The organism is Bacillus sp. 16GRE42 (genome assembly GCF_019837435.1).
GTDB lineage: Bacteria > Bacillota > Bacilli > Bacillales > Bacillaceae_G > Bacillus_A > Bacillus_A wiedmannii.
This window is the reverse complement of record NZ_JADAXF010000001.1, coordinates 2199188-2222683: the sequence shown is the minus strand read 5'-3', so window position 1 is coordinate 2222683 and position 23496 is coordinate 2199188. Positions and strand designations below refer to the sequence as shown.

The following is a 23496-nucleotide window of genomic DNA, read 5'->3' as shown; positions in this document are numbered from 1 at the left end:
AGATTTCAAAAATAGAGAGGAGAGTGGAATCGTTACAACGTTTCTCTTTTGGGCCGAAAGTAACACCTAAGTCAAAATTACACTGCAAATAAATCTTAAAGTGATTTTTATTTTTTCACATCAAGATAGGAAGCGGATAGGAAACAAATAAAACCTGAAATCCAGCCAATAGAAGGAGAATAAGGAAGTATATATTGTAATACCATTCCGCTAGAAATAAAAAAGCTACCGAGTAGACCTAAGAAGATGGGGTATCGCAGTAAGTTGAACATAGTGATACAAAACCTCCTTTATCACATAGATTAGTCTTAATTTTCAGTATGCTACCTTTTAGAAAAATAGTGGTACAATATAGGAAGGATACGAGAAGAGAGGATGAAGATTAACGTATGTACGTTACTGTAACAGAAGCAGCATATAAAAAGATTATGGATACGATTCCAAATGAAGCGAAATATATAAAGTTATTTTACGATAATGAAGGTTGCGGTTGTGTAATGAGCGGAATTATCGATTTAGTCGCTGTAGCAGAAAAAGATGAGCGCGATGTAGATATCGAATCTAGCGTAATGAACTTTATCGCAGATCGCACAAAGCTTGTATTTATGGATGATAAGTTAACAGTTGATTGGCATGAAAGTGGAGGAACTTTTCAGCTGAAGAGCCCGAGTCAATTTTATAATCCGAATATGAAGTTACACGTTCGAGTGTAAGAAAGAAAAGGTGGTTCCAAAATATTTTTGGAGCCACCTTTTTTTATTGTATAAGTCGCTATATTTAAAAAATCGCCGATATAATTTCATGTATCAAACAAAGCAAACCTCTCCATACAATACAAAGATTTTTTCACATAATGAAATGTACATGTGATTGAATTTTCTGTATAATCTTATTTGCGGAGGGGATACGCATGAGAAAATGGGGGATGGAGTTATTAATTTTAAGTGTCGTTATTATTTGGGGGATTAATTTTACGATTGCGAAGTATGGACTTTTAGAATTTACAGCAATTGAGTTTACTGCACTTCGGATGATATCAGCGGCACCGCTTATGTTACTCCTTACATTTTTTATTGAAAAGTCGGTTTATATGGAACGAAAGGATATACCTAGATTAATCATCGTTAGCGTTGTAGGTATTGTACTGTATCAAACATTATTTATGGAAACTGTCCAATATACATCCGCTACAAATGCCTCTTTACTCATTTCTATTTCACCTATTTTTACAACTGTATTTGCTATTTTTTTGAAACAAGAAAAGTATTCTTCGCGAAAGCTCATCGGTTCTATAATTGCCTTTGGTGGTGCTGCATTAGTTTTAGTAGCAGGGCATTCGCTTGCTAGTTCTTTTTATGGTAACGGAATTGGACTTATTACATCAATATGCTGGGGGCTTTATCCTGTTTTAGCAGGTCCATTAATTAAAAAATATTCAGCACTACGTGTTACCGCATGGTCAGCATTAGTTGGCGCGATTCCGCTTTTATTGTTAAGTGGACCACATGTATTTATAATGCCATTTCACATTACACACGGAATGACACTATTCGCTTTACTATATTCCATTTTCTTTGTGACAGTATTTGGTTTAGTGATGTGGTATGTTGGTATTCAAAAAATTGGCGCATCACATACGATGGTATATATGTATATAACGCCACTTGTAGCTGTTTTATTTGCAGCTGTATGGGCAAATGAATATGTATCATTTCAACAAATAATCGGTGGAATTATTATTTTCTTCGGTCTATGGTTTGTGAAATCAGAGAAAGTAAAAATTCATTCTACTGCGAGGGAATCTATATCAAAATAGGAAAACAGATCACCTATGATCTGCTTTCCTATTTTTTTATTTTTGGTAAGAAGATGAGAAATAAGATAGCAGTAATAAGTGGAATTAAGTTTAAAAATGGAATACGGAAGAGTGTGATAAGAATAATACCTGGAAGAAGAACACCGAGGACAGCGTAGAAAATACTATGATTTTTCGTGTACCAATACAATGAAAGTCCAATAAGTGCAGGGATAATGAGGTGAATGAGAGCCATTAGAAAATAAATCATTAGACGCCCCCTTTATTTGTGTACTTATTACATCATATCCGTATGTTCATAGATTGATATCACTTTTTTCATAAATGGACGAAAAATGTTTGGAAAAACGTCACAAATTATGAGAATATGATGTTTGAAATCTTGTATAATATTATTTCCTGAAAACATTTGAACAACATAAACACACTGTTTATGTTGTTTTTAATTTGAGTGAAATGAATTTTAAGTAGTATGAACTCGAAAGAAATGAGTTATACAGCTTTTGTTGGATAGATAAAAATTACTGAAGAGGAGAACAGCATGATTAGTATGTCATTAAGATCGTTTAAAATTCAATCGTATTATTTACTAGGTTTTCTTTTACTAGGATGGATGTTAACGCCATTTTCAGCTCATTTTCTAGGTGCTGGAATTGGACTGATTGTAAGTATGTATTGTGTTTGGCTTTTAGGGAGAAGAATTGAGAAGCTTGGAGATAGTATCGTAAAGAAAACGAAAGCACCGACGCTCGGTATGTTTAATCGTTTTGCAGCTGCTATTTTGGGTGCTGTTATTATGTACGAAATTGAACATCATATGGTTATGTGGGCATTTGCAGTAGGGATTCTGGGTGGCTATTTCTTAATTGTTGTGAATTTAGGCTACTATAGTATGAAAGATGAGGAAGAATTAACGAAGAGCTAAAAAGATAAAAAGCCTCTTTTTAGATGAAATAGAGGATCCGGTGGGGGGATAGTACAATTGGAAGCGTAACTTTGCATAAAATATAGGTTTCCGCTTCCAATAAGTTAACATGAAATCACTTAGTAGTATAACTCTCAGGTTCTTTAAAAAAGTTAGATACAATACAACAAACTATTCCGGTAATTAGAATAATGTATTTTATCGTTTCACTTGTATGCTCAAATAAATTAACGTTAAGCATCACAAGTCCCCAAAACATTTGAATGACTCCATAACTGAATAATATTTTTCCTGTACGAGAAAAATTATTCATAGCCCTCTTCCTTTCCTGTATATGTAAATTTTATCGTAAAAAACTATAAAACGAATGATTATAAAATGAATTTTTTGTAAATTTTTGGGTTATTAGTATGCAATTTTATGAGCTAAGTCACAGATGAAGAGATTAAAGTTGTACTTTATATAATATATAGAAAGAAGCTTACGTCAAAAACGTAAGCTTCTTTTTTATGTAAGTGTGTATAACCGTTAAGCCGCATTGGGTTTTGTCGGTGAGTACGCGAAACTTTACGGTTACACGACACTTATTCATATGAGTAAAAGGGTTATTCCAACAGAAAGTTTGTACTTAAGCGATTGGACCGCCTAAGTTAATAATATCTTCAGAAACGCTGTCGAACTTTTTGAAGTTCTCTTTGAATTCGCTTGCAAGTTCGATTGCTTTCTCTTTATAAGCAGCTTTATCAGCCCAAGTTTGTTCAGGCATTAATACTTCATCAGGTACACCTGGTACGTGAAGTGGAACTTCAAGGCCGAAGATGTCATGTTTAGCTGTTTCAGTTTTCGCAAGTTCGCCGCTTAATGCTGCTTGAATCATTGCACGAGTGTAACCTAAGTTCATACGTTTACCAATGCCGTATTCGCCACCAGTCCAGCCAGTGTTTACTAAGAATACTTTCGCATCGTGTTTCTCGATTTTTTCACCAAGCATTTCAGCATAGCGAGATGCATCAAGTGGTAAGAATGGTGAACCGAAGCAAGTTGAGAATGTTGCTTGCGGAGATGTAACGCCGCGCTCTGTTCCTGCTAGTTTACTAGTGTAACCACTTAAGAAATGATACATAGCTTGTTCTTTTGATAACTTACTGATTGGAGGCAATACGCCAGATGCATCAGCAGTTAAGAAAATGATTGTATTTGGGTGTCCAGCAACACTTGGCAGTACGATATTGTCGATCGCATGCATAGGGTATGCAGCACGAGTATTTTCTGTTAAAGTAGTATCGTTATAGTCTGCGATACGCGTTTGGTTATTAATGATAACGTTTTCTAAAACAGATCCAAATTTGATTGCATCGAAAATTTGTGGTTCTTTCTCGTGAGAAAGGTTTACACATTTTGCGTAGCAACCGCCTTCAATATTGAATACACCGTTATCAGACCAGCCATGCTCATCATCACCGATTAATTTACGGTGTGGATCAGCAGATAATGTTGTTTTACCTGTTCCAGATAAACCGAAGAATAGTGCTACGTCGCCTTCTTCACCTACGTTTGCAGAGCAATGCATAGAAAGAATATCTTGTTCAGGTAGTAAGAAGTTCATAATAGAGAAGATTGATTTTTTCATTTCTCCAGCGTATTCTGTACCACCAATTAGTACGATACGTTTTTCGAATGAAACCATAATGAATGCTTCAGAGTTTGTACCGTCAACAGCTGGATCAGCTTTGAAATTCGGTGCAGAAACAATTGTGAACTCTGATTCATGAGTTGTTAATTCTTCTTCAGTTGGACGAATGAATAATTGATGTACAAATAAATTGTGCCATGCATATTCGTTAATAACTTGAATTGGTAGGCGATAATTGCGGTCAGCGCCTGCAAATCCATTGAAGATGAATAACTCTTCTTTTTCTTTTAAGTATTCTAAAACTTTAGTATATAATTTATTAAAATGTTCTTCAGAAATCGGTTGATTCACTGCTCCCCAAGCAATTTTGTCAGCAACCGATGCTTCTTTCACAATAAATTTATCTTTAGGAGAACGTCCTGTATATTTTCCTGTTGAAGCAGAAACGGCACCAGTAGAAGTTAATTTCCCTTCATTTCGCATTAATACTTTTTCCACTAATTGCGGAACACTTAGTTGAATCTGTGCATTGCTTCCGTTCAATAATTCGTGTAAACCAATTTGGACATTCACAGTACTCATATTTATATACCATCCTTTTCATTTAATGAAATATTTCTCGTAATCCCCAACAAGAGTATAACACAATTATATAAATAATGTATACTATTTATTTCTTTTTGTTTGTGTGAATGTATTATTTCCTTATTAATATTTCATTCCAGGCGTATTGAGAAAAACTTTCAGGAAAATGTGAATATTAATTGACAAATGAATATCATTTCTTTAGTATAGGTTGGGACGGATACTCTCTTATCCCGAGCTGGCGGAGGGACAGGCCCGATGAAGCCCAGCAACCTCATTTGTAGTGGTAAATACAGGTGAATAGGTGCTAAAACCTGTGCGAGGCTAACGGTCTCGAACGATAAGAGCAAAGGGCAAAAAGCAGTATGCAAGTAGCAAATTAAACCTTTCCTCTATGTAAAGTAGGAAAGGTTTTTCTGTATGCTTGTGTGGGAGAATAAATGTATGTCGCAGTTTGTGGCAAATTAAGGATGAGTTCCGTACAATATATACAATTACTGTAGGGAGGTTTACCACATGACAAAAAAACGTCATCTGTTCACATCTGAGTCTGTAACTGAAGGACATCCAGATAAAATTTGTGACCAAATTTCTGATTCAATTTTAGATGCGATCTTATCAAAGGACGCAAATGCACGTGTAGCTTGTGAAACAACTGTAACAACTGGTTTAGTATTGGTAGCGGGGGAAATTACGACTTCTACTTACGTAGATATTCCAAAAATCGTTCGTGAAACAATTCAAGGCATTGGTTACACACGCGCAAAATACGGATTCGATGCAGAAACTTGTGCAGTTTTAACGTCTATCGATGAGCAATCTGCTGACATCGCTATGGGTGTTGACCAAGCGCTAGAAGCACGCGAAGGTCTAATGACTGACGCTGAGATTGAGGCAATTGGTGCGGGAGACCAAGGTTTAATGTTTGGCTTCGCATGTAATGAAACACAAGAATTAATGCCACTTCCAATCTCACTTGCTCACAAATTAGCTCGCCGTTTAACTGAAGTACGTAAAGATGACACATTATCATACTTACGTCCGGATGGAAAAACGCAAGTTACAGTTGAGTATGATGAAAATGGTAAACCTGTACGTGTAGATACAATCGTAATTTCTACACAGCATCATCCAGATGTTACATGGGAAGAAATCGATCGCGATTTAAAAGAGCATGTAATTAAAGCTGTAGTTCCAGCAGAATTAATGGATGGAGAAACGAAATTCTTCATTAATCCAACTGGCCGCTTCGTAATTGGTGGACCACAAGGTGATGCTGGTTTAACAGGACGTAAAATCATCGTTGATACTTACGGTGGATACGCTCGCCACGGTGGCGGTGCATTCTCTGGTAAAGATGCAACGAAAGTTGACCGTTCTGCAGCATATGCAGCTCGTTATGTTGCGAAAAACATCGTAGCAGCTGGTCTTGCTGACAAAGCAGAAGTACAACTTGCATACGCAATCGGTGTAGCACAACCAGTATCAATTTCAGTTGATACATTCGGCACTGGTAAAGTATCTGAAGACGTACTAGTAGAACTAGTTCGTAACAACTTCGATCTTCGCCCAGCTGGTATTATTAAAATGCTAGACTTACGTCGCCCAATTTACAAACAAACAGCAGCTTACGGCCACTTCGGACGTACTGATGTAGATCTATCATGGGAACGTACAGACAAAGCTGCAGCTTTAAAAGAGCAAGCTGGTCTATAATATATGAAAAAAAGCTTTGCGCGGTGAGCGCAAAGCTTTTTTATTTTGTTTTATTTACTACTTGGATGCAAGAACCACAATAAACTTCTCCATCTAGCTCAATATACTTTCTCACATTTGTCATACCACTTGCCGGAAATGGCATATGAATCCATGCTTTTTCATATGTTTTTATTTCCTTTTTACATGATTTACAAAGGATTGGTTTCTTCTTGAACATATGTAATCAACCTTTCATTTGACGTGCTTTACCCGCGCAAAAGGCACTGCTTAGTAAAAATAGGGTTGCGAATATAATGCTTACTAATGTAGCGTATGGAATTGCGCCTTTTAGAGAAAAGCCAACAGTAATGGAAGCGACGAATAAGAGGATGAATGTTGTTGTTAATTTTTTATAAAGTTCCATAATATGTAGACCTCCTTATTTAGAGATAGAACGTTTAAAAATAAAATCTATTATATAGGCAAGTACGAGAGGAATTAATGTGCTAGTCAAATAGTAAAGAATACCACCATCAGGCAAAAGTACATACAATTTTAAAAAGTTAATATCGAACCCGTAAGCGATGCATTGAAAAAGGGATAATATGATTAGGAATGGTATAATGGGTACGTATCGTTTTATGTTATAAAACATAAAAAAACTCCTGTATATGGATAAATATACTTATATTGTATCATGTTGAATTCTTTGCTTCATACATAATTTCACAAGAAAATGAAAGGGAAGATGAAAAATGAGTGTCAATGAACATAAAAAACAAGCACCAAAAGAAGTGCGTTGTAAGATCGTGACGATTTCCGATACACGTACGGAAGAGACAGATAAGAGCGGACAACTATTACATGAATTGTTAAAAGAAGCAGGTCATACAGTGACCTCTTATGAAATTGTAAAAGATGATAAAGAAAGTATTCAGCAAGCGGTGTTAGCTGGTTATCATCGGGAAGATGTTGATGTCGTATTAACAAATGGCGGTACTGGTATTACGAAACGTGATGTGACGATTGAAGCAGTGTCAGCGTTATTAGATAAAGAAATTGTCGGGTTTGGTGAGTTGTTCCGCATGATTAGCTATTTAGAAGATATCGGAAGCAGCGCGATGTTAAGTAGAGCAATCGGCGGTACAATTGGGCGCAAAGTTGTCTTTTCAATGCCAGGGTCTAGCGGAGCAGTTCGCCTTGCGATGAATAAATTAATTTTACCGGAATTAGGTCATATTACATTTGAGTTGCATCGCCAATGAGTAAGTATGCTGGAATTGTATTGGCAGGCGGTATGTCGAGTCGATTCGGTGAGCCGAAAGCGTTAGCGAGCTGGCAAGGTAGTACTTTTATTGAGCATATTTTGAAAGTGATGACAACTGCGTTACAAGAAGTTGTGGTCATTAGTAACTCCGATATAAAAGAGCGAGTAGAGCAACGCGTACAAGTTCCTGTTATAGAAGATATTCCTCATTATAAAGGAAATGGACCACTTGCTGGAATTGTATCAGGAATGGAATATATAGAAGCAGATTGGTACGCTATTATGCCTTGCGATGCGCCGAATGTTTCGCATGAATGGTTTACCATTTTGCTAGAGCAAACGAGTAATGAATATGATGCGGTTGTACCTATTATTAATGGAAGAAAACAACCGTTACTTGCAGCGTACCATAACCGTGTGAAAGAAAAAATGTATACTTTACTTCAGGAAGAAAAAAGAAGTATGGGCCAGCTTTTATCGCAATGTAATGTGAAATATATTGCTGGTGAAGATATACAAGCGAATGCGGATTGGTTTATAAATGTAAATACGAAAGAAGAATATGTGCAGGCTCAAAAAAACCTTTCAAATGAATGAAAGGTTTTTTGATATACAGAAATTGGGGAACAATTACTGTATAAAGGTATGTGAGTAAGTTGATTTTAAGGGGAATTTCTTAAAATCATTATACAGTAAAAAATAATGTATAACCATATATTTATTTTTATGGGTTTTTATTACAAGTCTGTTTAGTTATGTATCTTTTTGTTATAATGAATATAAGAATAATGTGATACTTCACCTTATGTATCATTTATTAAACTAAAATTTCCAGTTATGTAATAAACCCTCTTCATGTTATGAAGAGGGTTTTTCTGTTTAAGCGAGTAATTCTGATGCAGTGCTCTGAAGGACTTCTTCATATTGGTCAAGTAAGCCACGAAAGATTTCATCCCAGCTTTTTGATTTCGCATAAGATGAAGCTGCTATGCCCATTTGCGTAAGTTGCTCTTCATTTTGCAATAAAGAATAAATGGATGATAGAAATGCATCCGCATGTTTGGAGGGGCAAAGAACTCCCGTTTTTCCATCTGTAATAATATTTTTAACCCCGCCACTATTTGCACCAATGACAGGTGTTCCGCATGCAAGTGATTCGAGTACGACATTTCCGAACGTTTCAGTAGCGGATGGAAATACCATGATGTTAGAACAAGCATATGCTTCAGCTAAATCCTTACCTTGTAAATATCCAGTAAAAGTGACATTTGTTTTCGGAACAGCTTCACGCAAATTTGTTGCTAGAGGACCGTCTCCTGCGATGAGCCAATGAATGTCGTTTCGAGTATGTGCTGTTTGTACGATAAGGTGTTGCAACGTATCAATATCTTTTTCAGGGGCAATCCGTCCAACATAGGAAAGGACATACTTTGCTGTAATATTATATTTTTTTCGGAATAGCTCTGTATTGTAAGATGGATGAAAGAGTGTGCAATCTACACCCCGTCCCCATATGGAGAGGGCTTGAAAGCCTTTATTTTTTAGTTGGTGTAACGTTTCAAAAGAAGGAACGAAATTTTTTTGCATGTGACTATGAAACCATTTTAAATAGTTCCAAAGCATATTAGAGAGAAATTCAATTTTATAATAGCGTAAATAAGCATCGAAATCAGTATGATAAGAACCGACAACTGGGATGTTTAACTTTTTTGCATAATACAATCCACAAAGTCCCATGTTGAAAGGTGTGGCAATGTGAATAATGTCAGGTTTAAAGGAAAGAAGTTCTCGTTTAATGCGCGGAGTAGGAAAAGAAAATCGGCATTCTGGATATAATATTGTTAACGGGATACTTCTCATCTTGTTTACATTAGCTACGAAATTATCTTCAGCTGTATGCTGAGGGGCGAAAACAGAATAGGCGATCGTTTCTTTCTGAAAGTAACGTGTTAATCGTTCTAGTGTTTTCGCAACCCCGTTGACTTGTGGCGTAAAAGTATCGGTAAAAATGGCGACTCTCATCATATCACTCCTTTATGTGAAAAGTGGGATGAATTGATAAAAAGAGATGATGCCAGAGCAAGTGCCGAGGCACATACCGACGAATACATCAGACGGATAGTGAAGCCCTAAATAAATACGAGAAATACCAACGCATAATGCTAACGGTAATAGAAAAGCAAATAAGCTTGGATTATAGCAAATAAATGGAATAAGGACAGAGAAAACGGCTGTTGTATGACCAGACGGGAAAGAGTGGTCTTTTAATGGATGGACTGGATATTTCGCATCCTGAATTGTTAAATAAGGGCGTTTTCGCGGATACCATCTTTTTAATATTTGCACAGGAATATGGCTAATTGCCAAAGAAATAGCAGTTGCGATTGCAGCTTGATGCAAAGTCCCTTTTGCAAAAATTAAAAAGAAAAGTGTGAGTGCGATTGAGAAAGTAGCACCACCGATATGAGTAATATTGCTGAAAAAGATATTTAATGTTTTTTGATCAAAGTATCGGTTAATTCCTTTGAAAATGTAACATTCTATTTTATACAGTCCACTGACCTTCATGAAAATTCTCCTCCCTCGTTTACATATATATGGAGATATTAGCTTTTATTTTAATAAGATTTTATTGAGGAAGTAATAATGTTTTGTAAAGAAAAAGTTAGTTTTTATATAAAAAGCTGCCACTTTAATGGCAGCTGGAAAAGTTACTTCTGTAATGATTTATAGTACTGACCTTTTTCAACATATTGTGTGCGAATTCGCTCCATGTCTTTACGGTCTTCCTCTGTTAACTCACGAACGACTTTCGCTGGGCGACCAAAAGCTAACGTGTTTGGCGGGATTTTCTTTCCTTGAGAAACGAGGCTTCCTGCACCGATAAAGGCTCCTTCACCAATTTCAGCACCATCTAATATAATAGATCCCATTCCAATTAAAGCATCTTTTTTAATATGACAGCTATGTAAAATAACTTGATGCCCAACTGTAACATCGTTTTCTAAAATAAGAGGGTACTGGGGGCTTTGATGAAGTGTACATTGGTCTTGTACATTTACTCGGTCTCCAATGATTGTTGGTGACACATCGCCGCGTATGACTGTATTAAACCAAATACTTGATTCCTCACCAATGGAAACATCGCCTGTAATCGTAACATAGTCAGCGATAAAAGCACTACTCGCAATTTTCGGATTTTTTTCTTTGTAAGGGTATATCATGTAAAGCCTTCCTTTCCTAGAGACTAGTTTTAGTGTATCAAATTATGAGAAAGAGTGAAATGGAGGAGAGTCGTATGTGGAATTATGAAGCAGAGGAAGCAAAGGCTGTAATCGTTATCGTGCACGGCGCAATGGAATATCACGGACGTTACGAAGCCGTTGCGGAAATGTGGAATCATATCGGCTACCACGTCGTAATGGGGGACCTTCCGTCACATGGAACGACTTCAAGAAATAGAGGACATATTGATTCATTTGATGAATACATAGAGGAAGTTAAATTATGGGTGAAAGAGGCACGAAAGTATAGGTTACCTATTTTTATATTTGGTCATAGTATGGGTGGTCTTATTGTCATTCGTATGATGCAAGAAACGAAGAGAGAAGATGTAGACGGTATTATTTTAAGTTCGCCTTGCTTAGGGGTAGTGACTGGACCTTCTGCTCCGTTTCGAGTTGCTTCAAAAATATTAAATGTTATCGCTCCAAAATTGCAATTTGCAACGAATCTTACAGTGGAAATGTCAACTCGTAATCATGAAGTTCGGGACGCGATGGAGAATGATTCATTGTTCTTGCGCAAAGTATCAGTACGTTGGTATAGTGAATTGATTAAGTCTATCGAAATTGCTCATAAAAAAATAGATGATTTTCCAGATGTTCCGCTCTTGCTAATGCAGGCGTGTGAGGATAAACTTGTAGATAAAACACGTGTCCGCATGTGGTTTGATAATGTTAAAATAAGTGATAAGGCTTTTAAAGAATGGCCGAATTGTTATCACGAGTTATTAAATGAGTATGAGCGTGATGAAATTTTGAATTATATTCAGTCATTTACTGAAATACGCATCAATAACATAATAGAAACAAATAAGTAAATTATTTGTACATTGAATAGAGGAGATGAAGGAAGAAGTGAACGTACCGAGTAATCCCATAACGCTCATGGCGAAAGTATACCGTGATGTGTTTCCGGTAGTACACCATGAGCTAGCGGTGTGGAAAGAGCGTGCCTACCATATTCCGAATGATGAGCTTCATAGTCAGGCAATCGCAAGTATTGAGAATAAAACGTTTCATTGCGAAGGCGGTGGTATTTTAGCACTGTTAGCAAATGAGCACCGAGAGGAATGCATTCGTTTTATCGTAGCGTATCAAACAATCAGCGATTATTTAGATAATTTATGTGACCGCAGTACATCACTTGACCCAAATGATTTTGCCGCACTGCATGAATCTATGTTAATGGCATTATCACCTGAAGTAGAAGGTGGCGGTAATTATTATCGCTATCGTGATGATCAAGACGATGGTGGTTATTTAGATGAACTTGTTGAAACATGCCAAGATGTTTTAAAGAAAACGAAGCACTATGACAAAATTGCTCCTGTTCTTCATGAACTTGCTTGTTATTATTGTGATTTGCAAATTCATAAACACGTGAAGTTAGAAGAAAGAGAACCACGCTTAAAAACATGGTTTGAAGCACATAAAGAAAACTTACCAGAGATGAGTTGGTTTGAATTTTCAGCATGTGCCGGTTCTACACTTGGAATCTTCTGTCTTGTCGCATATGCATTTCATGATGAATTACATGATGAAGATATTGCGAAAATTAGACAAGGGTATTTCCCTTACGTACAAGGACTTCACATTTTACTTGATTATTTCATCGATCAAGAAGAAGACCGTATAGGCGGGGATTTGAATTTCTGTAGTTATTATGAAAACGAGCAAGCGATATTGGATCGTATGAAACACTTTGTAGAAGAAGCAGAGAAGAGCATTGGTGATTTACCTCATGCGAAGTTTCATCGTCTCATAAGCCGAGGGTTACTTGGTATTTATTTATCAGATCAAAAAGTATCAGCACAAAAGAATATGCACAAAATGGCACGGCGCATTGTAAAATACGGAGGGCTTACTTCACGATTCTTCTATTGGAACGGGAAGATGTACCGAAAGAAAATGGCGCAGTGATGAATAAAACCACTCTTGTAGAGTGGTTTTATTGTTATAATATGGTAAAAGTGGTGGCGGAAATGAAGAGATTGTTTCAAAAGCTATATGACCATATTGAGGTTACATTACTCGTGCTACTTTCCATTTCATTTGTAACAGGAACGTATATGATGATGAATAAAGCCGGTGGTCCTACAACGATGGATTATGTAGCCAAAGTTATTATTGCATTGATTATTATAGTAGATATTGTCTTTTTAATAAGTGGTAGAAAAAAAGAAAACAGTAAATAAAAAAGCATTTGTACACGAGAGTACAAATGCTTTTTCATTATGGTCGTATTTTTGAAAATACATATATAAGAAGTTCAATCGCGAAAATAACTAACACAGATAGTCCGAATAAAGGCATGACAGCGCCTAGTATAACCATCATGATAAAGAAAACGATTATGCTTTTCTTATCTCTTTGTTTTGGCGGTGCTGCTAATTTTCCTTTCGGCCTTCTTGCTAACCACATTTTTATTCCGTAATAAATGAGAAGCAATAAAGATAATGTCGTTAGTAAGCATAATATTTTATTTGGCCATCCGAATAAATGTCCTTCGTGAAGCGGGATACCGTAAGTGAACCATTGTGCAAATAATCCATAATCACGATAGTCCGTTTTGGAAATAAGTTCTCCGCTATATTGATCAAAATAAGCTGTTATTTCTTCATTTGGTGCGACATGCATACCCGTAATACCAGAACCGCTCGATTTCGAAACGGTGAATACACCTTTCGGATCAGCCGGTAATGAGATAACGTATGGCTTCTTTATTTCAATTCCTTTTTGTAACTCATCAATTGGAATGGCTTTTGGCTCATTTGAATTCGATTCAGGAGGAGCTTCTTTTCTTGTTGCCCACGGCAATTCCTTTACCTTTGATTCAGGCGGTGCCATATACAACTTTGGATATCCAATCGATTCATTCGACGATGCGATTTTATAAATTTGGTTACCCATAAATCCTGACCAAGGCAATCCAGATGCGACTAGCAGAACGAGTGGAATTGTAAATATAATACCGATAATAGAATGACGTCGTTTTGCTTTTTCTCGCTTATTGGATGCTGGTGTGTTTTTGAACTGGCGTATACTCATATACAAACCAGTAAAAATTAAAAAGATTGTCCAGCATGCCGCAAGCTCTACGATGTAGTTAACGACAGTGCCACCAACTAAAAGAGAACTATGTAATTCCCTCATTATATTCGCAAACGTTTCACTTGCGTTTTGATCTCCAACAATTTGATTGTTGCTATCTAAATACACATATTTTTGTTGCCCAGTATATTCATTTGCAATAGTAAGCCTCGTATTATAATCCCTGTTAAACTCACTAATTTTCGCCACACTATAATGTGGATATTTTTTCTCTGTTAAGAAAAGCGAATCAGCCATCGAAATAGACTCTGTTTGGGCGCTCTTCCCAAAATACAAATCTTTATAGATGAAATCTTCAACCTCTTCTCGAAATAAATACCCAATTCCGCTCAGTGACAAAGTAATAAGAAGCGGCGTAATAAAAAGCCCAGCATAAAAATGCCAACGCCAAAAAATGTAATGAAGCGAACGATTTACTTTCATACTTTCAGTTCCCCTAACCTTCCCTATATGAATAACTACTTATTTAATATAGCGAGATTAAGTGTGGATACTTTGAAAGAATTGTGAAGAAATTTAAAAGTTTTGGGGATTTTTAGCAAACAAAAAACACATTTTAAAAGGGCTGTTTTCTATGTTTATGAAGATCTCTTAGTATTTGATAGATACATCCTAACAACCGCCTCAGCAAGACATTGAGCAGAATCCACAAAATCCTCACTCGCCACAACATTCAAATCAGTACATGCGATGATAGCAGTATCTATTTCATCTTTTAATTGTAAAACGAGCGCGCTCCATAATTTGCGGGCTTCTTCAACTTCTCCGCTTTTAATACAAGTAATAATTTGATTAATCATCTCCTGCCATTTTTCATTATGGAGGTATTCTATATTACGTTTTGCAATCCCGTCTTGGTAAATTCCAGCTTGAACAGTCGCTTCTGTTGCGAGAAGAGCGACTCTTTTTACAGTTTCAGGAATTGCTCGTAACGTCTCATCGACTATATTCAAAATTGGAATAGAAAGAGAATGCTGTAATTCTTCAAAATAAAGATGCGCTGTATTGCAAGGCATAGCAATAAAGTCTACACCAGTACTTTCGAGTTTTTGTGCTCCTTCAATAATCGCTTTTTTCATCGCTTCGTGATCAATAAGGCGATCCATGTAAAATGGTGTTGGGCACGAATAAATCATCATATGAGGAAAGTCCATATCATGCTTTGCTCCATATATTGTTTGGCACGTTGCTACAACTGTATCAACGAATGGCCCAGTTGATTTTGGCCCCATTCCTGCTAGTATTCCGATCATTGGTTTGTCTCCTTTAATATGTAATTAAAAACGTTTTTTGCGAACGACAAAAAGAAATAAAGTAAGTAATAAAAATGAATATACGATAGCCCAAGCTGTGAGCCATAGCGTGTGAGTAAGTATATTAAATTTGTATTGTCCAAGCATTAGAAAGCTTTCGACAGGTGGTAAAAACCATAGTAACTCTTTTTTAAACCGGATGGAGGCGATCGTTATAAGTAATATAAATGTCAGGCTAAGCCAAGCTGTGCTTGCTTTTGGAATAATATTTCTAGTAAATAAAGTTGCAATTGAAATTCCTAGTATAGAAAAAGACATGTGAGCGAGAAATCCGACTAAAAATAAAGAAACTGTCATTTCTTCATTAAACATTTGCAAAATAATTGGGTAGATTACGGATATAAAAGATAACATAGTACAAATGAGAAAGGCCGTAATATATTTACCAACATATAGTGCAGAAATATTATTTGTGTGAGAAATAGTAATTTGTTCTTGTACAGGATCTTCAGTATGAAAAATTGTGACCGTAATCCAGGCAGATAATAAATAAAGCGCGAGAGCTGTTTCTAAGTATGTCGGTACAATAGGAGTCGGTTTATATGTATATACAAAAAGTAAGCTCATAAAGTACATCGCAATAGGAGGGACGTATTTATACGACTTTGTATAGTCGAGAAAATGGTAACGAATAAGCGCAAACATAATGAACCTTCTTTCGATTTAAAAGTTAGGTTGTAGCAGTGTGATAGATGCTTTTTTATGTAATAAAAACTGAAGCATTTCGTTTGTATATTCTTTTTCGATTTGTAGTTGAATAAGGTTTCGATTTGAATTGTGTACAACGTGTATAAATCCTAATTGTTTCCGTAGTTCTATCGCTGAAAATGTTTCATGAACGATTGCTTCAATATAGACTTGTTCTGCCCTTTTTTGCACAGCGGTATCTTCTGCGATTGTATGATTTGCTAACGTCACAATTCTATCGGCGAAGTTTTCTAGTAGTTGCTTTTCGTGACATGTGAAGAGTATAGATATGCCTTGTTGTTTTAATGAGAGTAAAATATGTTCTAATTCTTGCTGAGAGTTAGGATCAAGCCCAGAAAGCGGTTCGTCTAAAATTAATAAATGGACGTCTGTAAGTAATGCTTGCATAATACCAGTTTTTTGTTTCATACCTTTTGAAAAGTTTCGTACAACGGAATGTCTTGCATGATGTAAATGAAAAGATTCAAGAAGCATCGGAATTTTATCTTTTAAATATTTTGTTGATAAACCGTGAATGTGGCCGAGATGATATAAATAATCCTCTAATGTAAAACGAATCCCTTCAGGAAAATGTTCAGGTACATAGCCAATTTGTATATGTTCTTTTCTTTGAAGTGTCCCTGCCGTAGGTGAAATAAATCCTGCAATTATTTTGAGTAAAGTACTTTTTCCAGTCCCGTTCCCGCCAATAATAGCGAGTGCCTCTCCTTCTGGAACGGATAAATCAATGTTGTCTAGTATAAGTGAGTTGCCGTACTTCTTTTGAATTCCCCTTAGTTCTACTAGCAAAGTTCTATCCTTCTTTCTTCAAATAGTGTATACATCCATTATATAGGAGAATAAGAAAAAGACGTGCAATGAGTGCACGTCTTTTTTTGTTATGTTTTGTCGAATCGTCGATATATCGAAAAAATCGTTGATATAATTATCGCTTCTCAATCGCCACAATAAATGGCGGGTTATTTTGCTGGTTAATGAAGCCGTATCGCAAAACGTGAGCTTGTTTTTGGTCAAGTTCTTCTGCAAATTTGAGAACAGCGTCGCGTTCTACTTGTCCTTCTGGGTGTCCGTGGTAAATGACAAGGACGATGATTCCTTCAGGTGCCATTACTTCTAGTAATTGTTCAATTGCCGAGAGTGTTGAGTTCGGTTTTGTAACGATATGCTTGTCACCACCAGGAAGGTAGCCTAAGTTGAAGATAGCACCTGTTACTTTTCCTTTTGCGTCTTCTGGTAGTACAGATAAAAGTGTGTCGTGACTGTCGTGAACTAAAACAGTACGTTCAAAAAGCTTTTTTTCTTTTAGGCGGATAGTAGAGCTTTCAATTGCTTCTTTTTGAATATCAAATCCAAATACTTTTCCGTTATCTCCAACGATTTCAGCTAGGAAGCAAGTGTCATGTCCATTTCCTAAAGTTGCATCTACAGCGTAATCGCCTTCTTTAACAGCCGTTTGCAAGAGTGTGCGAGCAAACGGTAATACACGTTCTAATTTCATTTTTGTTTCTCCTCATTTGCATATTTTCCTTGCCAGCTTCCGCGGCGTACAAATTCTGCATCGATGGAATTTAATACTTCCCATTTATTTAAGCTCCACATTGGGCCAATCATTAAATCAGGCGGACCGTCACCTGTGATGCGGTGTACAATTACGTCTTCTGGAATCATTTCAAGTTGGTCAACAACGAGACTTACGTAATCTTCAAGAGAAAGGAATTCTAATTGTCCTTTTTCATATTGCTTCACCATTGGCGTTCCTTTTAATAAGTGAAGTAAATGAATTTTAATTCCTTGTACGTCAAGCTTTGCTACTTCACGAGCTGTTTCCATCATCATGTCGTAATCTTCAAGCGGAAGACCATTAATAATATGAGAGCACACTCTAATACCATGCTTACGTAATTTATTTACACCTTCCACGTAAGATGGGTAATCATGAGCGCGATTAATAAGGTTTGCAGTTCGTTCGTGAACAGTTTGTAAACCGAGTTCAACCCAAAGGTATGTGCGTTTATTTAAGTCCGCTAAATATTCAACGACATCGTCTGGTAAGCAATCTGGACGAGTGGCGATAGAAAGACCGACAACGTCTTTTTCTGCTAGAAGCGGTTCGAATTTTTCTTTTAAAATTTCAAGTGGTGCATGTGTATTTGTGTACGCTTGGAAATAAGCGATACATTTTCCGTCTTTCCACTTCGAGCGCATTTTTTCTTTCATTTCATGATATTGCGTTATAACATCATCGCGGCGATCACCAGCGAAGTCACCAGATCCGGCAGCACTGCAAAATGTACAACCGCCGTAAGCAACTGTACCGTCACGGTTCGGGCAATCGAAGCCAGCATCTAATGAAACTTTAAAGATTTTTTCACCAAATTCATTTCGTAAATGGTAATTCCATGTATGATAACGTTTATTGTCGTTTGTATATGGAAAAGGGTTTTGAACCTTCATTACTTTCCCTCCTAAGCCGAGTCAAAATGAAACAAAATCCATTATAACATACTCATAAGGTAGAGATGGAAGGGACACACTAAAGGGGAATTGAAGCAAGGAGGGACAATTATGGCAGAGCGTCAATCACTTGAATCGTATATTACACAAGCAGAACAAGCGGTGGAATACGCGAAAGAACAATTAGACCAAGGCATGAGACAAGAGCATTACAATACGATGGAGTATTCAGATGCGCAGTTACAATTAGAACAAGCATATAACGATTTACAAACGATGCAACAACATGCGAATGATGAGCAACGTGAGCAATTAAATAGAGCACGTATGGCAATTCGCCAACTGCAACATCAAATGATTATTACACCGCACTAATAAGGAGTGAATGTAATGGCGAAACGTTCAGATCAAAATAATCCAGAGCAAAAAACACAAAATGGACATAACGCTGAGTTTTCGAATGAACTTGATCCAGTTGTTCAAGTGAAACAGCGCAACAGTAAAAAAGGACAGCCTCAAAGATCGAAGCAATCAGAGTAAACCAGGTCGCAATATGACCTGGTTTTATTTTGTATCGCAAAAGTCTGATTAAAGCTTCATTTTACTATATGACAATAATGTAAGATTCCTGTAAGGTTTGTCGATAGTTGTAAGATAACATGTCCAGTAGAGTAAGGGAGGATTAAATTTTGGACAAGGAGTTGCATTATGGGGAACAATATTACAAACAAACGAATCAATGAGTTAGATTACATTCGTGGCTTCGCATTACTGGGGATTATTTTAGTGAATATTCTTGCACTACTTAATATTAAAATTCCAGATCCTAATACAGTAGATGCTAGCTATCAAAGGTTTCTATACTTATTTGTAGAAGGTCGTTTTTTCTCGATTTTCTCATTCTTATTTGGAGTAGGATTCTACATCTTCATTACAAGAGCAATTGCGAAAGGGAAGAATGGATACGTTCTATTTCTACGCCGCGTAGTTGCACTATTTATTTTTGGTTTAATTCATCAAATGTTTCAGCCTGGAGAAGCACTAGCGTTATACGCAATTTGTGGATTAGTCGTTTTACCGTTTTATAAAGCGAAAAAAGAAGTGAATGTAGTAATCGGTCTTATTCTTACGATAGCTTTTAGTATTATGGCAACTAAGGAATTATTACCATTAGGTTTAATTTTATTAGGTCTTGCTGCGGGGCAGTATAAAGTGTTTGAAAATCTTTCAGCAAAAATCAAACAAGTCGCTATTTTTACAGGTGTCATGTTTGTTTTAAGTGTTGTAGCGTTATGGTATCAATATGGGCACGTTCCTGCTGAGCCATTCGTAAATATGATGCTCATGAATGAGGATGGAACAATGGACGCTGCAGGTCAATTCTTAAAAATTGGCGTTACAGTTGGACCAATTATTTCAGCTTTCTATGTAGGAGCATTAATTTTATTACTTCAGTTAAAACCAGTTCAAACATTGTTAGCACCACTGAAATACTACGGTCGTATGGCTTTAACAAATTATATCGGACAAACTGCAATGATTTTAATTGCTGGTAGCGTATTTAACTTTGCAGGAAACTTAACGTACATACAGACGTTATATGTATGTATTGCAATTTACGCTATTCAAATTGTGTTTAGTGTGATTTGGATGAAAATCTTTAAAATGGGTCCACTAGAATGGATTTGGCGTGTTATTACGTATTGGACGGTAACACCTTTAAAGAAATAAAGAGAGAAGTGGGCTGTTCCTTTTGTGGAACAGCTCATTTTTATTGTTATCTTTTGTCGGTAAGTCGATATATTTTGAGAATCGCTGATAAAATTTCATTTACGAACGAACCTTACACGTGCATCTTTTTTATATTACAAAAGTGTAAGGTAATTGTAATGTTAACAAATAGCAGTTCCTTTCCAAAAGGCGCAAAATAGGTAATGGAAAAACAAGCGTAGGAGGATATATATGACGAAACCAGTTGTAGACGTGAAAAACGTTCAAAAAGTGTACGGTAAAAAGGGTGAGAATCAATCACAAGCGTTAAAAGGTGTTTCATTCTCAATTCAAGAGGGTGAGTTTGTTGGGATTATGGGACCATCTGGTTCTGGTAAAACGACATTGTTAAATGTAATTTCAACGCTTGATAAAGCAACGGGCGGCGTTGTTGAAATTGCGGGTACGGATATTACGAAAATGAAGCAAGGTGAGCTTTCTGATTTCCGTTCACAAAAGTTAGGATTCATTTTCCAAGACTTTAACTTATTAGAGAACTTATCTATTTATGAAAACATTGCACTTCCGCTTTCTCTTCAAGGTGTTCCATCACGTAATATTGGACCGAAAGTAGAAAAAGTAGCGGATATGTTAGGGATTACAGAAATTCTTCAAAAGTATCCATCTGAAGTATCTGGTGGACAGAAACAACGTTCAGCAGCAGCGCGCGCGCTTGTGCATGAACCGGCAATTATTTTAGGGGACGAGCCAACAGGAGCTCTTGATTCTAAAAATGCAGCGAGTTTACTTGATGCGATGACAAACTTAAATGAAGAACAAGGCGTATCTATTATGATGGTTACACATGATCCGTATAGTGCAAGTTATTGTCAGCGAATTTTATTCATTCAAGATGGTGAGCTATATAAAGAAATTCATCGTGGTGGTACGCGTGAAGAGTTCTACAAAGAGATTTTAGATGTACTTGCAGATTTAGGTACACAAAAAGCGTAAGAAAGGAGGTTCCAGTATGTTATTTAAACTTTCCATGTCGGGGCTGAAAAGTAAGCTGAAAGATTATATCGTCTTACTTGTCGGTCTTGTCATGTCCATTTCAATTTTTTACATGTTCCAAACGTTAGCGCTGAATAAAGCGTTTATCGAATCTAACTCAGTTATTCAATCAATTGGATTCGTATTCCAAGCAGGTTCATTTTTACTAGCTATTATAACGTTCTTCTATATTTTATATGCGAACTCTTTCTTATTATCTCTTCGTCAAAAAGAGTTCGGTATGTATATGATGTTAGGAGCAAAAAAGCATAAAGTTACATTACTTATGTTTATTGAAACGATCGTATTAGGCGCTGCGTCTCTTGCGATTGGTATTACAGTTGGTGTAGGACTTGCAGAAGGTATCGGACAGTTATTAATGAAACAGCTTGAATTTGCTGGTGAAGGATATAAAGCATTTTACCTTCCATCTATGACTGTTACTTGCATCTTCTTCTTTGCACTATTTGTATTATCAGCAATTATGAACAGTATTAAATTATCACGTATTTCTGTACTGCAACTTGTACATGCGGATGCACAAACAGAGCGTGTTGCGGTAAAAGGAAAAATGACAGGTGTCGTTGCAATCCTTGCAGTTATTTTATTAGGAATTGGCTATGCATCAATGATTTACATGGAAAAACTAAGAGAAATGGGAATCCTTATTGCATTAATTACAACAACAGCTGGTACTTACATGCTATTTGGATCACTTCTTCCAGTTATTATTAAAAAGTTAAAAAGTAATAAAAAGCGTAGTGAAAAAGGAATTAACGCTTTTACTTTTGCACAATTAAACTTCCGTATTAATAGTTTAACGAAAGTACTTGCGACAGTAGCGATGTTAGTAGCGCTTGGAGCTGGTGCGATTTCAGGTGGTATGGCATTTAAAAATAACGTTATAAAAATGGTTGATGGTTTAGTAATATATGATTCAGTTGTTCATAATCCAACAGCTGAAGAAAAGAAAATTTTAGACGGTATTACATTTAAAGAGAAAAGCGAATATCGTTACAAAGTAGATGATAAATACGTTTACTATGTAAAAGAAGATTTAGAGAAAAATCGTCCTTTAATAAAAGATATGGCGAATATGAAGTCAATGAAAGATTTAGTGAATACGAAGAACGTTTCAGAGGAACTACCAGTAGGTGCAGTTTCTAGAGAAATGAATGAAAAAGGTGCGAATACTAAAGAGCTTTCAGTAGAATGGGTAGATGCTTTTAGTTCAATTCATCCCTATTATATAAGCGAAGATCATGCAATTAAAATTGTAGATCAAAAAATGTACGATGGGATAAATGGTAAAGAAGGTATAGCATTTATCGGAAAAACAGAAGACTTTTTAACATATAAAAAAGAATGGAAAAAACTTGACGAGTTGCAGCTAGATAAATATAAAAATGTAACAGCTGAAAGAATGAGCAGTAAATATCAAACTTACGATATGTTCTATGGGATTGCGAGTGGAACAGTATTTATGGGGTTCTTCCTTGGAATTGCATTCTTAGCAATGATGGCAAGTTGTTTAATGTTTAAAATTCTTTCTGGTGCATCAAAAGATATTACGCGTTATCAAATGCTTCGTAAAATCGGTGTGCGCCGTGAGTTATTAACGAAATCGATTTATAAAGAGTTATTTTTAGTATTCTTATTCCCGGCAATTGTGGGTATCACTCACGTATTAGTTGGTATGAATATTTTCGGATTTATTTTAGTTGATCCGTACTTCCGTATTTGGGTGCCAATCGTAATTTTCGTAGTTATTTATGCGATCTATTACTTCATTACAGTTCAATTGTATAAAGGTATTGTTCTTCCGAAAGAAGATTAATACGTAAAAAGCCGAGTGAAAGCACTCGGCTTTTTGTATTTTCAGAAAAAATACTTTAATGTTACTGAAATATATAATATAATGTAAATAAGTAACATAATA

At 36.2% G+C, this 23496-nt stretch carries 29 protein-coding genes and 1 riboswitch; of the genes, 14 read left to right on the top strand and 15 right to left on the bottom strand.

Going from position 1 to position 23496, the window contains the following annotated elements:
- Positions 1-107 precede the first annotated feature (107 nt).
- Positions 108-272, bottom strand: a complete 165-nt coding sequence (locus ILS93_RS11600) for a hypothetical protein (RefSeq protein ID WP_081257154.1) — start codon at positions 270-272, stop codon at positions 108-110.
- A gap of 117 nt (positions 273-389) precedes the next feature.
- Between ILS93_RS11600 and ILS93_RS11595 the strand changes: the two genes are divergently transcribed.
- Both ILS93_RS11595 and ILS93_RS11590 read left to right on the top strand, forming a co-directional pair.
- Positions 390-713, top strand: a complete 324-nt coding sequence (locus ILS93_RS11595) for an iron-sulfur cluster biosynthesis family protein (protein ID WP_064474500.1) — start codon at positions 390-392, stop codon at positions 711-713.
- Positions 714-910: 197 nt separating this feature from the next.
- Positions 911-1816, top strand: coding sequence for a DMT family transporter (locus ILS93_RS11590; protein WP_064474501.1), 906 nt, complete (start codon positions 911-913; stop codon positions 1814-1816).
- Positions 1817-1844: 28 nt separating this feature from the next.
- Here ILS93_RS11590 and ILS93_RS11585 read toward each other — a convergent pair whose 3' ends face one another.
- Complete coding sequence (locus tag ILS93_RS11585) at positions 1845-2066, bottom strand: hypothetical protein (RefSeq protein WP_000639042.1); 222 nt, start codon at positions 2064-2066, stop codon at positions 1845-1847.
- A 291-nt stretch (positions 2067-2357) separates the two neighbouring features.
- Between ILS93_RS11585 and ILS93_RS11580 the strand changes: the two genes are divergently transcribed.
- Positions 2358-2741: an ATP synthase subunit I gene (locus tag ILS93_RS11580; RefSeq protein ID WP_000624934.1), complete on the top strand. Its 384-nt coding sequence runs from the start codon at positions 2358-2360 to the stop codon at positions 2739-2741.
- 115 nt (positions 2742-2856) lie between these two features.
- Here the strand turns inward: ILS93_RS11580 and ILS93_RS11575 are convergent, their stop codons facing one another.
- Both ILS93_RS11575 and pckA read right to left on the bottom strand, forming a co-directional pair.
- Entirely contained in the window at positions 2857-3054 is a 198-nt protein-coding gene (locus tag ILS93_RS11575) for a hypothetical protein (RefSeq protein ID WP_064474502.1), read from the bottom strand.
- Between the two features lie 315 nt (positions 3055-3369).
- Positions 3370-4956: a phosphoenolpyruvate carboxykinase (ATP) gene (pckA, locus tag ILS93_RS11570; protein ID WP_048540837.1), complete on the bottom strand. Its 1587-nt coding sequence runs from the start codon at positions 4954-4956 to the stop codon at positions 3370-3372.
- A 228-nt stretch (positions 4957-5184) separates the two neighbouring features.
- A riboswitch (SAM riboswitch) is annotated at positions 5185-5306 on the top strand.
- Positions 5307-5475: 169 nt separating this feature from the next.
- Between pckA and metK the strand changes: the two genes are divergently transcribed.
- Positions 5476-6675, top strand: coding sequence for a methionine adenosyltransferase (gene metK, locus ILS93_RS11565; RefSeq protein WP_000163111.1), 1200 nt, complete (start codon positions 5476-5478; stop codon positions 6673-6675).
- A gap of 40 nt (positions 6676-6715) precedes the next feature.
- Here metK and ILS93_RS11560 read toward each other — a convergent pair whose 3' ends face one another.
- Together ILS93_RS11560 and ILS93_RS11555 are read right to left on the bottom strand one after the other, a co-directional pair.
- The gene (locus ILS93_RS11560; RefSeq protein WP_222660477.1) at positions 6716-6895 is read right to left on the bottom strand and encodes a hypothetical protein; all 180 of its coding nucleotides are present in this window, start codon (positions 6893-6895) and stop codon (positions 6716-6718) included.
- A 6-nt stretch (positions 6896-6901) separates the two neighbouring features.
- A complete protein-coding gene (locus ILS93_RS11555; RefSeq protein ID WP_000424805.1) occupies positions 6902-7081 on the bottom strand; it encodes a hypothetical protein in 180 nt (59 codons plus the stop codon).
- Positions 7082-7412: 331 nt separating this feature from the next.
- On the opposite strand from ILS93_RS11555, the gene ILS93_RS11550 reads away from it, so the two are divergent.
- Together ILS93_RS11550 and ILS93_RS11545 are read left to right on the top strand one after the other, a co-directional pair.
- Positions 7413-7922 carry a MogA/MoaB family molybdenum cofactor biosynthesis protein gene (locus tag ILS93_RS11550; protein WP_029440205.1) on the top strand — a complete coding sequence of 170 codons (510 nt, stop codon included), beginning with the start codon at positions 7413-7415 and terminating at the stop codon, positions 7920-7922.
- Complete coding sequence (locus tag ILS93_RS11545; RefSeq protein ID WP_064474505.1) at positions 7919-8521, top strand: molybdenum cofactor guanylyltransferase; 603 nt, start codon at positions 7919-7921, stop codon at positions 8519-8521. The genes ILS93_RS11550 and ILS93_RS11545 overlap by 4 nt, the downstream gene beginning before the upstream one ends.
- 282 nt (positions 8522-8803) lie before the next feature.
- Here the strand turns inward: ILS93_RS11545 and ILS93_RS11540 are convergent, their stop codons facing one another.
- The 3 genes from ILS93_RS11540 to ILS93_RS11530 form a co-directional block, all read right to left on the bottom strand.
- Positions 8804-9946: a glycosyltransferase family 4 protein gene (locus tag ILS93_RS11540; RefSeq protein ID WP_222660475.1), complete on the bottom strand. Its 1143-nt coding sequence runs from the start codon at positions 9944-9946 to the stop codon at positions 8804-8806.
- 12 nt (positions 9947-9958) lie between these two features.
- Positions 9959-10492: a phosphatase PAP2 family protein gene (locus tag ILS93_RS11535; RefSeq protein ID WP_098110781.1), complete on the bottom strand. Its 534-nt coding sequence runs from the start codon at positions 10490-10492 to the stop codon at positions 9959-9961.
- A 143-nt stretch (positions 10493-10635) separates the two neighbouring features.
- Positions 10636-11148, bottom strand: coding sequence for a gamma carbonic anhydrase (locus ILS93_RS11530; protein WP_000640203.1), 513 nt, complete (start codon positions 11146-11148; stop codon positions 10636-10638).
- Positions 11149-11222: 74 nt separating this feature from the next.
- Between ILS93_RS11530 and ILS93_RS11525 the strand changes: the two genes are divergently transcribed.
- Genes ILS93_RS11525 through ILS93_RS11515 form a run of 3 tightly spaced genes read left to right on the top strand, consistent with a single transcriptional unit; the run spans position 11223 to position 13403 of the window.
- Positions 11223-12026 carry an alpha/beta hydrolase gene (locus tag ILS93_RS11525; protein WP_064474508.1) on the top strand — a complete coding sequence of 268 codons (804 nt, stop codon included), beginning with the start codon at positions 11223-11225 and terminating at the stop codon, positions 12024-12026.
- 37 nt (positions 12027-12063) lie between these two features.
- On the top strand, positions 12064-13128 hold the full coding sequence (locus ILS93_RS11520) for a tetraprenyl-beta-curcumene synthase family protein (protein WP_001102481.1): 1065 nt from the start codon (positions 12064-12066) through the stop codon (positions 13126-13128).
- A 41-nt stretch (positions 13129-13169) separates the two neighbouring features.
- The gene (locus tag ILS93_RS11515; protein ID WP_142289375.1) at positions 13170-13403 is read left to right on the top strand and encodes a hypothetical protein; all 234 of its coding nucleotides are present in this window, start codon (positions 13170-13172) and stop codon (positions 13401-13403) included.
- Between the two features lie 37 nt (positions 13404-13440).
- Here ILS93_RS11515 and ILS93_RS11510 read toward each other — a convergent pair whose 3' ends face one another.
- The 6 genes from ILS93_RS11510 to mnmL form a co-directional block, all read right to left on the bottom strand.
- Positions 13441-14742, bottom strand: a complete 1302-nt coding sequence (locus ILS93_RS11510) for a PepSY-associated TM helix domain-containing protein (protein WP_064474509.1) — start codon at positions 14740-14742, stop codon at positions 13441-13443.
- Positions 14743-14897: 155 nt separating this feature from the next.
- Positions 14898-15572 carry an aspartate/glutamate racemase family protein gene (locus ILS93_RS11505; protein WP_222660472.1) on the bottom strand — a complete coding sequence of 225 codons (675 nt, stop codon included), beginning with the start codon at positions 15570-15572 and terminating at the stop codon, positions 14898-14900.
- Positions 15573-15596: 24 nt separating this feature from the next.
- Complete coding sequence (locus ILS93_RS11500) at positions 15597-16277, bottom strand: hypothetical protein (protein ID WP_064474511.1); 681 nt, start codon at positions 16275-16277, stop codon at positions 15597-15599.
- A gap of 18 nt (positions 16278-16295) precedes the next feature.
- The gene (locus ILS93_RS11495) at positions 16296-17129 is read right to left on the bottom strand and encodes an ABC transporter ATP-binding protein (protein WP_098101749.1); all 834 of its coding nucleotides are present in this window, start codon (positions 17127-17129) and stop codon (positions 16296-16298) included.
- A gap of 136 nt (positions 17130-17265) precedes the next feature.
- Entirely contained in the window at positions 17266-17838 is a 573-nt protein-coding gene (gene mnmM, locus ILS93_RS11490; protein WP_137012350.1) for a tRNA 5-(aminomethyl)-2-thiouridylate-methyltransferase MnmM, read from the bottom strand.
- Complete coding sequence (gene mnmL, locus ILS93_RS11485; RefSeq protein WP_048540809.1) at positions 17835-18794, bottom strand: tRNA modification radical SAM protein MnmL/YtqA; 960 nt, start codon at positions 18792-18794, stop codon at positions 17835-17837. Before mnmL ends, mnmM begins: the two co-directional genes overlap by 4 nt.
- 111 nt (positions 18795-18905) lie before the next feature.
- Here mnmL and ILS93_RS11480 point away from each other — a divergent pair, with 111 nt between their 5' ends.
- From ILS93_RS11480 to ILS93_RS11460, 5 genes are all read left to right on the top strand, one after another.
- A complete protein-coding gene (locus tag ILS93_RS11480) occupies positions 18906-19169 on the top strand; it encodes a YtzC family protein (RefSeq protein WP_000840869.1) in 264 nt (87 codons plus the stop codon).
- Positions 19170-19184: 15 nt separating this feature from the next.
- Positions 19185-19334 (top strand): hypothetical protein, encoded by a 150-nt coding sequence (locus tag ILS93_RS11475; protein ID WP_001129345.1) that lies wholly within the window; start codon positions 19185-19187, stop codon positions 19332-19334.
- Positions 19335-19502: 168 nt separating this feature from the next.
- The gene (locus ILS93_RS11470) at positions 19503-20525 is read left to right on the top strand and encodes a DUF418 domain-containing protein (RefSeq protein WP_098101747.1); all 1023 of its coding nucleotides are present in this window, start codon (positions 19503-19505) and stop codon (positions 20523-20525) included.
- 231 nt (positions 20526-20756) lie between these two features.
- Complete coding sequence (locus ILS93_RS11465) at positions 20757-21518, top strand: ABC transporter ATP-binding protein (protein ID WP_048540804.1); 762 nt, start codon at positions 20757-20759, stop codon at positions 21516-21518.
- A 16-nt stretch (positions 21519-21534) separates the two neighbouring features.
- Entirely contained in the window at positions 21535-23394 is a 1860-nt protein-coding gene (locus ILS93_RS11460) for an FtsX-like permease family protein (protein ID WP_222660470.1), read from the top strand.
- The last annotated feature ends 102 nt before the right edge of the window (positions 23395-23496 follow it).